Source organism: bacterium (genome assembly GCA_029210965.1).
GTDB lineage: Bacteria > BMS3Abin14 > BMS3Abin14 > BMS3Abin14 > BMS3Abin14 > JALHUC01.
Genome location: JARGFZ010000018.1, coordinates 35,195 through 50,394, shown reverse-complemented (window position 1 = coordinate 50,394; position 15,200 = coordinate 35,195). Strand labels below are relative to the sequence as shown.

At 53.5% G+C, this 15,200-nt stretch carries 8 protein-coding genes; 4 read left to right on the top strand and 4 right to left on the bottom strand.

Annotated features, from left to right (window positions below; translation table 11 throughout):
- Positions 1–170 precede the first annotated feature (170 nt).
- Entirely contained in the window at positions 171–2,180 is a 2,010-nt protein-coding gene (locus tag P1S59_08630) for a methyl-accepting chemotaxis protein (protein MDF1526317.1), read from the top strand.
- A 364-nt stretch (positions 2,181–2,544) separates the two neighbouring features.
- Here the strand turns inward: P1S59_08630 and P1S59_08625 are convergent, their stop codons facing one another.
- The 4 genes from P1S59_08625 to P1S59_08610 form a co-directional block, all read right to left on the bottom strand.
- Positions 2,545–3,117 (bottom strand): ribonuclease H-like domain-containing protein, encoded by a 573-nt coding sequence (locus tag P1S59_08625; GenBank protein MDF1526316.1) that lies wholly within the window; start codon positions 3,115–3,117, stop codon positions 2,545–2,547.
- 30 nt (positions 3,118–3,147) lie between these two features.
- Positions 3,148–4,470, bottom strand: coding sequence for a ribosome biogenesis GTPase Der (gene der / locus P1S59_08620; protein ID MDF1526315.1), 1,323 nt, complete (start codon positions 4,468–4,470; stop codon positions 3,148–3,150).
- Complete coding sequence (locus P1S59_08615; protein ID MDF1526314.1) at positions 4,470–5,678, bottom strand: hypothetical protein; 1,209 nt, start codon at positions 5,676–5,678, stop codon at positions 4,470–4,472. Before P1S59_08615 ends, der begins: the two co-directional genes overlap by 1 nt.
- Before the next feature lie 221 nt (positions 5,679–5,899).
- Positions 5,900–6,697 (bottom strand): thermonuclease family protein, encoded by a 798-nt coding sequence (locus P1S59_08610; protein ID MDF1526313.1) that lies wholly within the window; start codon positions 6,695–6,697, stop codon positions 5,900–5,902.
- A 61-nt stretch (positions 6,698–6,758) separates the two neighbouring features.
- Here P1S59_08610 and P1S59_08605 point away from each other — a divergent pair, with 61 nt between their 5' ends.
- From P1S59_08605 to P1S59_08595, 3 genes are all read left to right on the top strand, one after another.
- Entirely contained in the window at positions 6,759–8,042 is a 1,284-nt protein-coding gene (locus P1S59_08605) for a TlpA disulfide reductase family protein (protein MDF1526312.1), read from the top strand.
- 301 nt (positions 8,043–8,343) lie between these two features.
- Positions 8,344–10,170: an autotransporter assembly complex protein TamA gene (locus P1S59_08600; GenBank protein MDF1526311.1), complete on the top strand. Its 1,827-nt coding sequence runs from the start codon at positions 8,344–8,346 to the stop codon at positions 10,168–10,170.
- Positions 10,134–15,134 carry a translocation/assembly module TamB domain-containing protein gene (locus P1S59_08595; GenBank protein ID MDF1526310.1) on the top strand — a complete coding sequence of 1,667 codons (5,001 nt, stop codon included), beginning with the start codon at positions 10,134–10,136 and terminating at the stop codon, positions 15,132–15,134. The genes P1S59_08600 and P1S59_08595 overlap by 37 nt, the downstream gene beginning before the upstream one ends.
- The last annotated feature ends 66 nt before the right edge of the window (positions 15,135–15,200 follow it).

Genomic DNA, 15,200 nt, shown 5'->3' with positions numbered 1-15,200 from the left:
CAAATTACGAAACAGGAAAAGCGCGTCTTCCGACAAACCAGCTAGCAGCGTGCGCAGGTTTCCCGACACGCTGCTAGACCCCAACATTTTCTTTGTCGACTCCATTCAAATGTTATATTCTCCTCCTTTGTGCAAAGAAGACCACCTGTGGCTAAACGGACTCGAATTTTATGAAAATAAAACCCACACCCTCATCTTCAGGCAACCACACCAGTGCAAATGAGCGGCCGTTCCGTTACGCCCTGACGGGATTGGTGCTCGGCCTTTTCACCCCTCTGGGTTGGCTTGCACTCGACATTCTGATTTCAAGACCGGACGGAACTTCCGTTATTCTCTATATCAAAAGTTTCTTCTTCGGGAATCCACGCAACACTTTGACAGCCCTTTACATGGCTCTGGGCACCTCCACTGTCATGGCGGTCTTTGGATACCTCATTGGACGAAAGGACACAAAACTTGTAAATGAGCAGCAGAGGATGTCGGAAACCTATAAACTGTTCATGGCTAAAGAAGAAATGTTTGAACAAAGGCTCTTCACCCTTCAGGGAAGAATGAACGGGATCACCAATGTCAGCGCCTCCATTCAGCGATCTGCTGATTTAGATGAAGTTTTTCGGATCGTTGCTGACGGGATACACGAAACCCTGGGTTTTGACAGGGCGAACATATTCCTGGCCAATCGGGAAAACGGTATGCTGGAATGCGTCGAGACGCGCGGCAACCTTCATGAACCCCTCGATAGCATACGTGTACCCATGAACGATGAGGGCGGGATCATCTGGCAGGCCCTGAGGGATGACACACCCATAAGGATCAAAAACTCTTCTGACCTGAAGCCGGAACAACGTCTAAGACCTCCCTATGACTCGATCAAGGCGATACGGAGCACATCCTTTATGCTGCTCCCCTTTCATGACGGGAAGGAGGCTATCGGTCTTTTCGCCGTTGACAACAAGTTCAAGAAAACTCACATCAACGATGAAGAGGTTGCCATTATAAAGGTTATGGCCGACCAGATTTCAGTGGCTATTTCCAACATAAGGCTCATACACGGGATTCGCCGTATGGATGACCTTATGGAGCAGATATTCGTCACCATCCAGGAAAAACGGGACCGCTATTCAGGACAGATCCAGAAGCTGGCCGAATCGACCACCCAGTTGCGTGAGGCCGCCGATTCCCTTGCGGCCGACGGAGGGCAGATCCTGGCCTCTTCTGACGATGGTACCGCCACCGCCAAAGAGCTGGACAATGTGGGCAAGGAAGTCAATGAGGGAATGGACGAACTGGTCTCCTCCATGGAAGAGATCGCCGGCGTCGTGCGTAACATGCGGCAGATCCTCGTTGAGATCAATGAGAAATCGAATGAGTCGGCCAAAGCAGACGACCAGGCCGCAGTGGAAGTGGACTCCGGTAAAAAGGTATTCAGCAATGCCAGGGAAGGCATACGATCTCTGGAAAAGATCACCGTGGATTTTACCCATACCATGAATGACCTTAAAACCCGTTCCGTTACTGTAAAAGAAACGATCAAGATCATCGACGAGGTCATGGACCAGACGCGCCTCCTGGCATTAAACGCCAGCATCATTGCCGCCCAGGCCGGGGCCCACGGAAGAAGTTTCGCAGTAGTGGCCGAGGAGATCAGTAAGCTGTCCCGCGATGTTGAAGAATCAACCAGCGACATACGCCAGGCCATGGACCATTTTGAAAGGGATATCGAAACGGTAATGGGTGGTACGGATCTGATCAGTGAAGCAGTAAAATCGGCTGTTGAAAACACAGGCAAGGCCGAGGAGGTGCTGAACCGCATTGATGAGAGTTTCAGACACTCCCGGGACATTAGTATCGCTATCAGGGATGAAACGGTTAAGCAGGCTGATGCCGCCGGAAGCGTTGTCGACACGACTGTGAGCCTTAACGAGATGGCTGCCAGACTCAAGGAGGGTGCTCAGCGGCAAAGAGAGAAAACGACCGTTATCTCCGCATCGGCCGAAAGTATGACAGAGATAAGCTACCGTCTCACCCAGACAGCAAAGGTTAACCAGGATGGCAGCCGGGCTTTGCTTCTTACCGTCAGCGAATCGGAGCAGATCTTTGAGACGCTGTTCGTGAGCCTGGCGGAGTGGAGGGAGCTGGGCAAAGAGATGCTCAAGGAACTGGAAACCTTCGGAGTTTAAGAGCAGCACGCAGAACGCAGCACGCAGAACGCAGGAGGATAGCGTTACCGGAGCGGTGCTCCGATTTTTTTGTTTTTGTGAAAGCGGCGAAAAGCTTTAACTTCGGGATTGCCGCGTCGCTCTCGTTTCCCACGATGCTCCTCGCAATGACAAAGGGTTTTTATATTCTTCGTAAGCGCTTCTTCCATGCACCCGTGCTCCCAAGCACCCATGCAAAAGATCCTGTCCCCATCCCCGTTTCACCGGTTCACCGCCTGCCCTGAGCCTGTCGAAGGGTTTCACCGTTTCGTTACAAAGGAACAGGTCCTTCTGCCCCGATACAGCTCTTCTCCTGACTCCTGGCTTCTGGGTACTGGCTCCTGCTTCACCCGCCCTTCGCCCTTCGCCCTCCGCCCTGGTCCTCTGTACTGTCGAGGATGGATTCGAGGATCTCAAGATTCACACAATCTTCTTTATTGTACTGAAGCAGCACCCTCAGCGCTTCCTTGTCGCCGTCGTTCTCCCAGCGCTGCCACAGGCGCGGCGCCAGGCGTCCGTCTGTGATACCGGAACCACGACTTATGCCCAGGAGCACCTCTACCCTTTTCAGGCCTCCCCTGAGGCCTCTTTTGCGGCGGATCTGAAGCAGATCCCGGTGTTCAACCATGTCCTTGATATCCAGGCCTGTTATACGTCGAATGTAGGGAAGATCGAAGCTGGCGCCGTTGAAGGTCACAACGGTGTTTACTCCCTCCAGGGCAAGGGCAATAGCCACGTCGGTTACCTGAGACCCCATGAGCTGTACCATATCCCTCCCAGGGATGTGAACGCCCACGAGGGAAATGGTGTTGTCAAAGGTGGTTTCGATGTCAAGGTAGGCTTTCATAAAATCAGAATAGTGAAGGAGGAGGGAGGAAGGAGGAAGAGAACAGGACACAGGCATAGCTCCATCCTCCATCCTTCCTCCTTCCTCCTTCTTCCTTCATTATTATTTATGCCTATCCTCCCTACCCCGTTTAAAAATGAGCCTGACAGGGGATCCCGCGAAACCGTGTTCCTCCCTGAAGACCCTCTCGATGTACCGGGTATAATGGTCTTTAATGTCCTTCGGACGGTTGGTAAAGATCACGAAGCGCGGAGGGTTGGTGCCCACTTGAGTGGCGTAGTAGAACTTGAGGCGCTGGCCACGCACCAGGTGCGGCTGGTGCCCCTCGATCGCTTTTTCCAGGGTGTCGTTCACCTGTCTTGTAGTAAGTTCCTTCCTGGCATCCTGGTAGACTTGATCCACGACTTCAAAAACCTTTTCGACCCTCAGGCCGGTGAGGCCGGAGATAGAGATGACCGGAACACCGGGGTAAAAAAACAGTTTTTCCCTGATATCCTTCACCGTTTCGTCGAAGGTCCTGTGGTCCTTTTCCACCAGGTCCCATTTGTTAAGGCAAACCACCAGACCTCGGCCAGCCTCATTCACAAGACCGGCAATGCGCAGGTCCTGGTCCACCAGCCCTTCCGAGCTGTCCACGAGGAGGAGACACACGTGGCAGCGCTCCACTGCGTTTAGCGTCCGCAGAACCGAGAAGTGTTCGATCGCCCCGGTGACCCTGGCTTTCCTCCGGACTCCAGCGGTGTCCACCAGCAGGTAACGCTTACCGTTCCTTTCCACAAGACTGTCCACCGTGTCGGCAGTGGTCCCGGGAATGTCTGATACAAGGACCCGTTCATAACCCAGAACCCTGTTGACCAGAGTTGATTTGCCGGTATTGGGCTTTCCGATCACTGCCACACGCATATCGTGCTCAACCTCTGTTACAGGCTCCTTTTCCGGAAGCTTGAAGATAATTTCGTCAAGAAGATCCGCCACGCCGGACCCGTGAAGGGCCGAGACAGGGTAGACCTCACCCAGCCCAAGCCTGTAGAAGTCAGCGGCCTCCAGCTCTCCTCCCTTACCTTCGGATTTATTGGCCACAAGGAGGACCGGCTTATCGGTGCGCCTCAGTATCTTCGCCACTTCATCGTCCGCGGGAGCTATGCCTGAACGGGTGTCCACCACGAAAAGGATCATATCGGCCTCCTCGATGGCCACCATGGCCTGTTCCCGCGTCAGTGTGAAAAGTCCCTCTTCCACCAGGGGATCCAGTCCTCCCGTATCCACCAGAGTGAAGTCACGACCCAGCCAACTGGCAGCACCGTAGTTTCGATCCCTTGTGACCCCATCTATATCCTCCACGATGGCCTGACGTTTTCCCAGGATCCGGTTAAACAGGGTTGATTTTCCGACGTTTGGCCTTCCAACGATGGCAACATAAGACATTATCTGTACTCCTTTTCCAGGTCCTCGGAAAAGGATACCTGCAGCTGGGCGAAAGTTAAGCCCGTCAGTGTCCTGAGTGCATCGCGAGGGGACGCCTCGGAGACCAACTCGGAGACGAACCTGGGAATAAAACCGCTGCCATAATTCAGGGAAAGGTAATCCATGAAAAGCAGACTGGTTGCATAGGCTATTGTGCGTGATTCGTTGTCCAAATTGATAAAGCTGATTCCCATCTTTGAGAGATCCACACTGTACCCATCCCTGATCTTATTGGCGATATACCTTCTGGCGGCCACAATTTGGTCCTCATCCGGCTCCTCTCCTGCTTTCTGGGCCAACCCCTCCTGGACCCACCCTGGAAGGTTTCCAGCCCCCTGGTGAAGAAGAGCGTGTACCATCTCGTGCCGCACAGTGAGTATGAGTTTCGGGGTGTCAAAGATACCGTCACCTAGATAAAGTCGTATCTGGCCGTTATAAAGTCCTTCGAGTGATGGGTCAAGGGGGGCGGCCCTGGTCCCGAGGTCGTCGGTAAGCAGCAACACATCTATGGGTTTCTCCGGAAAGACACCCAGAGCCGCCGTCAAGGAGTCCAGCTGGGTTTGTAGTAATGCCAGAAGCTCCCCGCTGTACTCCAACCCCTTCTCGTTACTGTAAAGGAGTCGAAAGTGGTCTCCTTTTTCGGTGGCCATACCCTGTTCGTCAGCGACTTTTCCCTGAAGGTGCCTGACGTACTCCCCAAGGTCTGCACGGTCCGGCATCATTTCCTGTAGTATCATGGCCGACTCGAGAGCAGCCTTATACCTGGTTGCCTTAAAATGGATGGTTGATAGACCATCCAGGCCCTCGGGGTTTTTTGGCCACAGTTCAAGAGCTTCTTCCAGCAGACTGATGGCGGTCTGCTCATCATCAGGCAGGTCGTTGGCCATCCGTGCCAGAGCAATACTCAGGTTCCGTGTGATAACCGGGTTTTCCGGCTCCATCCGGCTCGCCTCACGCAGTGCTGTAACTGCCCCTTTCAGATCTCCGGAGTCAAGTTCAACGATGCCCGCTGCGTTCAGCTCTTGTCCGGGCCCTGCAGCCTGGCCGCGCCTGACCAGACTGTCTATCCTGAACACACTGTCTATGGGCGATTCAGAAAAGACCCCCAGCAAATACACACCGGCTACTACGAGGAACAGAAGTATGAACAGGGTTATGAATTTTTTCAAAGCTTTCTCCAAATACATCAACCTGTCTGGCTCTGAATTTTCATATATCAGTTTTTCATGTTGTAATGTTGATGACTTCGCAAAAAGTCATCAACGCGTCCCGCGCGGGGCGCCCAAATCAAGGACTCGCACCGTAAGTCATTGATTTGTGAGGAAAGGGAAAACCACGCTTTTCCCTTTCCGAGGAGCAAAAAGCCGATTACGGACTTTTTGCGACCCTGTCAATGTTGGATCCTGGATCCTGGATCCTGGACCGTAATTCCATCCAGCGGAAGTATCTGATCCGGACCTCGAATTATTATCTCGGGACCGTTATATCGTTTCATCTTCCCGATGACCAGCACTTCAAACCCGACGAGATCGGCCGGATCAATGCCCAGATCCCTGAACCTCTGCTGTCCTTCTCTGAAAAGAACAGCTGTAAAATCTGTCTTCCAGTCCACACCGAAGTTAAGCTGCAGGGCATTTTTCCCCCTGTGCAGATTCAGGATCTTCCCCCTTACAACGGAATTTTCGCCAATGTGCTCACCGGCCTCACCGTGTGGAACGATCACGTATTCTTTGAGGGAATATATTCCCTTCCCCGACAGAGCGCCCTGGACAGCAGCCTTGAGAACATCCCCTGCCACAGGACGACCACACGGAGGGATCAGCACGGGAAGAGCCATGCCTTCCGTCAACATGATACGGTTAATGTTGGAACTGTCCACCCTGACCGTGGCAAGGATTCGGCCATAAATATCACGGTCCTCACACACCTCAAGGGTCACAACCCCGGATGCAGTTAATTCTTTGAGCCTATCCGTTGCGAGAGCGGATATGGGCTCGCCCTTTTCGGGAGCATCGATCCCCAGAAGCCTTACTCGATCACCACCAGAGATCTCAACGGTGTCCCCATCTATGACACGAAGGACCGTTTCCCTGACGAACCTGCCATCCTGACCGTTGGCAAAGGATGCTGTAAGGACAGTGAGAGCTGTTAAAGTGTATAGGAACAGTTTTTTGGCGTGTGATATCATGGCAAAGTATAATATCCTGTTGCAACTTATTAACCGTCAACCCGCAGAAAAGGACATGATTATGTATAAGAAATTTTTGATGTACTCTTTCCTGGCTGTCATTTGCCTTCTCCCGCTGCATGCCGAGGGGCAGAACGCGACCAGCGAACCCTCTTCCAAACTTCTCTCTACCGGGACTGCAACCCCCGTCTTTTCCCTCCCCGACATCCTGGGCCAACAGGTGGACGTAGAGCAGTACCTCGGGAAGTCTCCCATCGTTCTGAGCTTCTGGTCCATCTATTGCGATTCATGCGTTGACGAGATGCTCTCACTTCAGAAGCTTGAAGACAAGTATGAGGGTGAGGGTCTCATTATCATGGCTGTCAATGAAGACATCCAGGTTCCCATGGATAGAATCCGCCGCTTCATAGAGAGGCTCGAGAAGTTTCGTGGGAAGATAACATACCCCCTCCTCTATGACGAGGACTCCAGGGTATTCAACATTTTTGGTGTCTCCACCTTACCCACTCTGATCCTCATTGACAAAAAGGGCCGGATAAACGAATATTCCCACGGTTTCGATTCCGATGGAGAGCAGGAGCTTCTCGCCCGCGTCGAAACCCTCGTCAAAGGTGAGGATGTGCAGACAACTACGGTTGCCGGGCAGCCGAAAGTTAGAAGTGAATTCATCACCGTTCAGGGCGAAGCGGCTCTTTGCGGTTTTTTCGACAGCAGTGGTTGGCGAAAAAGTTTCAGCGGCAGTGACAGCCTCCAGCAGGAGTTGGAGCGGACGAGGGACCTGGCAAGACGTACCGCAACCCGGCAGACAGCCACCGAGTCCTTGCGGATGCTCGGGATCAAACTCCATTCACAAGATCCGATGAAAGGATGTATAAGCCCCAACGGGATCCACCTGTCCCGGGATCCCTTCGATACGAAGGACCCTACCAGCAACCTGCTGAACCTCTTGAACTACTCTGAATTCTTCGAGACCATCGAAGAACAGGAGATGCTCATCGACAAAACATATTACACGACTCGTCAGGTCCGCGTATCCATAGACAACCTGTCAAGTGCTCTGGAATCCTTCGGCTTCCTCTTTGAACCGCTGAAAATCACCTTTACCTACGTGAACATGAGCCGCCTGGACCAGAAAGAGTTTTTAGGTTCCCTCTTAAACAGTTCCAAATACATCGGCCGTTTTGAGAACCCTGTTTTCACCTCCACCTCAACATCACAGATCTTTGAGGTCTACACATCCTCCCAGGGGTTTGCCGACGAGATCCTGGGGATCGACTTCGGAAGTTTGAAGGTGTTTGTAGAGGAGGTAACTCCTACTTCCCTCGAACTTGAAGTCTGGAAGTAGGGGTTACATCCTAGCACGCAGAACGCAGGACGCAGGAGAAGATCAAAAGCTTTAACGCAGAGGACGCGAAGGACGCAGAGGAAGGCTAAATCCTGGGTGAAACTCTCTGCGTTAAAGTTTTTAAACGTTTTTTACAGGAACAGAAAGCCGGGAGCAATTGCTCCTGTTTATCATTTGGAATCTGAAATATGATGTGTGGATCGAGAAGTCCGTTTCATGAACGATATCTTACAAAAAATAATTTTCCCCACGGCCAAAAAATCATGTCGTAGATTCTGGCGGATTATTAATACTGTGAGCCATGTGGGAAAAAACTGATCAGCGTGCCGGGCCCCAAATTCACGTCGGCAACCGGCCCACGTACACCATTTTTTCGTCCGACGCACCCGGCCGAAATCCGTTCCTGTCATGCCTCCTCTTATTTTTCCTGCTTTTCGTTCTTCCCGGGACCGCCGAAGCGGTTTCGGTGACGATCAATGTAGAGGGGTTGGATGGGGATATGCTGAAGTCCGTTCTCTCAGTCCTGACTCTGGAAAAACAGAAAGATCACCCTTATCTCAACGATTCCCTGGTCCGGCGCCTCCACGGTCAGGTACCCGAAGAGATCAAGAAAGCCCTCGAACCCTTCGGTTTCTATGGTGCAACGGTGGACCCGCAACTCAAAGTGGAAGGAGACAAGTACAATGCTCTGTACGCCGTCGATAAAGGAAATCCCGTCACGGTGTCGCACCTGGATATCCGAATAGACGGGGAAGGTTCCGAATCTCCCCAGCTGCTATTACAACTGAAAAATTTCCCTTTGACGAAGGGAGCTATCCTCGTTCACCACAGTTATGAGCAGGGGAAAAAAGCCCTCATCATCACTGCGGTCCAATTGGGATACCTCGACGCCCGGTACATGGAAAATCGCGTCTATGTTAAAAGGGAAAATGCATCGGCCGAAATAGTACTGCACCTTGAAACCGGACCCCGCTTCAGTTTCGGAAGGGTGACTCTTGTTCAGGATCTTCTTTCACCGGCCTATCTGGACGATTTTGTTAACATCAGCGAGGGGGACCCTTACGAACAGAATGCCTTACTGGAGCTTCAGAAAGCTATTTATGATTCCAATCAGTTCAGCCTTGTCGAGGTTTCAGCCCCAAGGGAAGAGGCTGATGGCCTTTTCGTTCCGGTCAGGGTCACCCTGGAGCCCGGCCCGGCGAGAAAGTTTACTGCGGGGGTCGGCTACGGTACCGACACAGGGCCGAGGTTTCGGACGGGGTGGGAGCACCACAGGGTAAACCGGAAAGTGCACCGTTTCCGGACGGACCTGTTGCTCTCCACGGTGAAAACCGGTCTGTCCGGGCTCTATACCGTACCTCTGAAACGTGCGCGAACGGACCACCTAGACTATTCCCTGGCCTTCGAGCGAGAACGTGTAGACGATATCGACTCCAGGAAAGCACTCCTGAGGCTGAAGCATGTGCGTTTGCGGGGCTCCTCATCTTTTTCGGAAAATCTTAGCTACCTGTGGGAAGATTATGACATTGCCACCGAGGAGGGGCAAACCGCTCTGCTGTACCCCGGTTTGGGTTTCAGTTATGTCCGGGCCGATGATCGGGTCAACACAAGGTGGGGTTTCAGGCTGGACCTCGAACTTCAGGGTTCTCAGGAGGGCTTCTTTTCCCAATTTTCCTTCCTCCAGGCCAGGGCGAAAGCCAAGCTGATCACACCCGTCGGCCATTGGGGCCGGGTGATCCTGAGAGGAGAGAGAGCCACCACCTGGATCGAGGATTTTGATGTTCTTCCCGCTTCCCTCAGGTACTTCGCCGGAGGAGATCAGAGCGTCCGGGGTTTTGCTTATAAATCACTGAGCCCCCTGGATGCGGCAGGAGAGGCAGTGGGAGGGCGCTACCTGGTAGTTGGGAGCGCCGAATACGAACACAGCCTTTCCCGTTCCTGGAGCGCAGCTGTTTTCAGTGACACCGGAAACTCCCTCGAAAGCATGAAGGATTCCCTGGAGAGTGGGGCAGGTGTTGGAGTGAGGTGGAAGTCACTGATCGGATTGGTCCGGCTGGACCTGGCCTGGGCCTTGAGTCGTGAGGATAAACCTTGGCGGATACACCTGAACATCGGACCCGACCTGTGAACTGGCGGCGCCTCGGTATCCTGGCCGTCCTTCTCGCCGCTGTTTCATTCAGCCTTGGGGTATGGTTGTTCTTTACAGAATCCGGCCTTAACTGGATCGTCGGCACAGGTACCCGTATGTCTCATGGGGTTTTTGCCGTAGGGAAGATTCAGGGGCGGCTGGGCGGAAAGGTATTGCTTCAGGGAGTAGAGGTCCGCACTCAGACCCTGTACTTTTCTGCAGATCTGGTAGGTTTTCAACTTGTTCCCGCCGGCCTCTTCAGGATATCCCTGACTTTTGGGACAGCATCTGTAGACAAGGTGATCATCAGGGTTGAGGCGAACCAGAATACCGCCGAAGCTACTTCCGACTCCTTTTCTTCATTCGGATATCCACTCCCCCTGGGCATCGAAATAGGTCAGCTGTCAGTCAGGGACCTGGCTTTGACGATGCCTGACTCCAAAGCCCCTGTGAGCATCGACACTATCGAATTTTCCGGGAGGATCGACCGGAAAAATTTGATTATCCGGCATTTCGGGATCCGGGACCCGTTGGGCGAAATAACTGTCATTGCTGACATGAAGATGGAGGGCGACCATGCCTTGAATGCCGATGTCCGGTGGTCATTCGACCCTCCGGGACTGCCTCGGGTTCAGGGCAGTGGTAATCTTGAGGGAACACTTTCTGAACTCCGGATAAATCAGGATGTGACCGGTTTGCTTGAAGGTTCCATCAGAGGAACTCTCAGCAGTGCCGGGGGTGTAAACAGCTGGAACGCGTCGGTCCTGGTCAACGATCTCCATCCAGGGGGCACCTTTCTGGACCGGATCAAAGGCTCGGTAAAGGGCAATCTTACAGGTGGTGGAACTTTCGCGACTTTCGACTTCAGGGGGGATCTTTCCGTGTCCGGTCTTCCCGGATTGGGCAACGAAACCCTTCAGGCAAAGATCAATGGACAGCGTGATGCCGACCGATGGGAGCTCAAAAAATTCGATGTTATGGCTACAGGTAACACTGCCAGTCTCGAAACCAGCGGACGCTATGAAATTATGGGATCTGGACCGGTACTTGTTCTGGAGACCGTCTGGAATGATATAAGGTGGCCTCTCAAGGAAGCGGAACCGATTTTTGCCTCGCCTTCGGGCAGGATCGATTTCAATCTTCAAGGCGATACCTACAGCGCCCAAGTGAGTGGGACCCTTGGAGCAAAAGTGCTCCCGCCGGGACCGTTCCTGATCCGGGCCTCGGGAAAGGGGCGGGAAATCACGATCCACGAGGCTCAAATATCCCTGGAGGCTGTGTCAGTTCACGCCAGGGGAAGCCTCAAGGACAAATGGGATGTAAATTGGCTTTTGGAGGCAGCTGATATCGGGGCTGTCATGCCTTCAGCCGGCGGGAGCCTGGAGATCTCAGGAACCGTATCGGGGGAAGCGGCTTCACCCAGCCTGTATGCCCAATTGACCGGTTGGGATCTTTTTTCCAATGGCGTTACCCTTCAGTCATTGACGGGAACTGTACTTACGACCCTGAATCAGGGTACGGAAACAGAACTGGACCTTTCCTTAACGGGTTTGAAGGTTGAAGGTTTCCACATGGACCGGGTGGGGTTGACAGGCAAAGGAAACTTCCTTTCCCACTCCATCCGCACAAGCGTCCAGAGTAGTGACCTTTCGATTGAAGCGCTCATTGATGGTGGTATAGATGACGGGACATGGGAAGGGACGGGGGTGGTGAAAGGGCTCGATGGAATTCTATCCATGACAGGAAGGTTGGCCTGGAAGGACACCCTGGTCTGGAACGGCTCCCTGAACGCCACTGAGTTGAATACGGCCCTGCTGTGGAACGGTTCGCCTGACGACCTCGAGCTGGAAGCTGTTTTTTCCGGCTCCTACGACGAGGGTCTCCTGAAAACGGATGTGTTTTTATCCAACCTTCAGGGGCACTATCGTTCCATGCCCTTCGAGGGGGAGGCGGGCCTCGGGATCCGGGGAGAGAGCATCGAACTCCGTGGAGTTGATCTAACCTGGGGGTCCGCCCACCTTGGAGCATCGGGAGTCCTTGAGAAATCATGGAACGCCTCTTGGGATCTTGAGATTGGTGACTTCGCCTCTTTTGTGGAAGGATCCAGGGGAAAGGTCATAAGCAGGGGAAAGATATCAGGTCCCAGGGGAATCCCCGATCTGGAGATCTCCCTGGATGGGGAAGACCTGTTTTTTGGGAAGATCGGCACCAGCGATGTTACAGCTACAGCCAGCATCAGGATTGACGAATTGTACCCCTTTAACCTGATGATTCACGTGGCACCGGTGGCCACGGGAAGCTTCACCACCGATGAGATCAAAATTACAGGCAGCGGGAACAGAACGGACCACGAACTTCACATGATCACGCAAAATCCCGATGGATCCCCTATCTCCGTGGACATAAACGGGAGCATCACCCCCAACACATGGGAAGGTTCCTTGCTGACGAATCTCCTCGAAGGGCCCCTGGAGGCTGACGGAAAATTCCAGTGGGGCGAGAAGATGAGCTGGCATGCTGCTATACGGGGTGATCAACTGGATCCAGGCAAGGTTCTCCAGCAATTTCACGGAAGTCTCACCACGGGGATCACCCTGGACGGTTTCCTTGCGGGGGATAAGCTCCAAAGCGATCTGAATATTGTGAAACTCAGCGGTACTTTTCTCGGACAGGAGGTTCTGGGTTCGGCCAGGATCCTCCTGGATTCCGGCGAAACGAAAGTCAGGGTTCCGAATTTGCAGGTGGGAACATCCACCCTGAAGGCCACCCTTGAGACAGGAGATGCCCTTAACGGCACATGGACACTGGACGTTCCGAACCTTTCCCATTTCATGTCCATCCTGAGGGGCTCCCTCCGAAGCACCGGGGCCCTTGGCGGTACACCCTCACATCCAAGCATCATGGCATCCCTTATCGGTACCACCCTCGGCGGTGGAAACTGGTCTGCCGAAACGGTCTCTTTTGATACTCAGATATCTGACATCCAGCGCATTCCAGGAAGCATCACCGGACGCGCAACGGGGATCTTGTTTGGCGGATCATGGCTAGATCAGGCCGCCCTGTCGGCTACCGGGACAGCGGGAGAGCACGACTTGACAGTTTCGTTGGATTACCCGGGAGGAAAAGCGTCAGTGCTCGTTGAAGGGGCGATGGTTGGAGACACCTGGAATGGCGTGCTTGTGTCAACGTACCTGGACCACCCACTGAGGGGCCGCTGGTCGCTGGAAAATAAAGCTGAACTGGTGATCTCCACAACCGAAGGGAATATCCACCCATTTTGTGTGATCTCGGACGGAAGCCGCCTTTGCGCTGAAGCACTCTGGAAAGAAGGTGAGGGTAAAGGATCCCTCCAGATCCACCGGTTGCCCCTCTCCCTTTTGACGGCCGGCACCGTCTCCGCTCTAAAGATAGAGGGTTTTTCGGACGGTATCATCAAAGGGGGGAGGTCGGAAGGTCGCTGGTGGGGGTCCGCCAGGCTGTCCACTTTAGCCGGATCCATCCTTTATCAGAATGGATCGGGAAAGTGGGTTTCCTTCAATTTAAGAGAAACAGATTTGTCCACAACTTTCGACAGCACTGGCTTGCAAGGATCATTTCAGGCCCAACTGGGCCCTGAAGGCAGCCAGGACCATGTCCTTGGGACCCTCTCTCTTCCCGGTATATTGTTTCCTCGCCCGGAAGGCTCCTCCTATCAGGATCAACCCGTCCAGGGGCGATTCGTAGCTCAATTAGCTGAAATGGGTTTTATCCAGGCCCTTGCTCCTGACGTGGATGGACCTGCCGGTCTTCTAACGGCCACACTGGACATCAAGGGTACTTTGGGTACCCCCGTAACCGAAGGCTTCGTTAACCTGCAGGATGGTTCTGCCGGTGTACCTCTTTTGGGACTTTCCCTGAAACCAGTTGAAGGTCGGCTGACGGCAGGCAAACCTGAAGGTTTCACACTGGATGCTACGGCAGGTTCAGGTCGTGGACGCCTTCATATTCAGGGAAGCGTCAGAAACCCTTTAACAAAGTCGAGGGCCATGGAGTTGCGGTTCAAGGGAGAAGAGGTTACGGCTGCCAGAACCCCTGTTATCAGTCTGGTGATATCTCCGGACCTTATCCTCACAGCCGAAGATAATCTCTTCACTCTGAAAGGATCAGTCAACGTGCCAGAGGCGTCCTTTAATCCAGTGGAAATCTCCGTAACACAGAGACCTTCTCCGGACGTCGTTGTCATCGCTCCCGGTTCTGACACCACGCCCAAACCGCCCCTGAAAGTCCGTGGTGATGTGCGTTTGAACCTTGGGGACAAGGTCACAGTTGACGGATTCGGACTTACCGGGCGTGTGAGTGGTTCCGTCCGCATAATCGACGAACCCGGGACGGTGACATCAGCCACAGGAGAGTTGAGAATTACTGACGGACTGTACCGTGCCTTCGGACGGAGGCTCACCATCGAACGGGGCAAACTGACCTTCTCTGGCGGCCCCCTGGAGAACCCCGGACTGGACGTCAGGGCTGTGAGACGTATAGACGATATCCTGGCGGGCATAAATGTGGGTGGTACCCTCATGGAACCGGTTATTTCCCTTTTTTCGGATCCCCCAATGGACCAGGCCGAGGCCCTTTCCTACCTGGTTAATGGAAAGCCATTGAGTCGTACATCAGGGGAAGAGGGAAATGCACTGGCTACAGCGGCCCTTTCCATGGGGTTGAATCAGGGTGAGTCCCTGGCCAAGCGCATCGGCAACAGCTTCGGTTTCGAGGAGGTTACGGTACAAACCGAAGCGGACGTGGAACAGTCCTCCCTGGTTGTGGGCAAGTACCTCACACCTAGCGTTTATGTCCGCTACGGTGTCGGTATATTCCAGAGTTTCAGCGTGTTCCAGTTCGAGTATAAGATCAACGACCATCTGCTTCTCCAGGGGGAATCAGGGGAAGAGACGGGTACCGATCTCCTTTACACCATAGAAAGATGACCGGACCGTGGGCACTTTTCCACCTCCGGCACTCTGGCACGTTGATACTCCGAGATAGAACTTTCT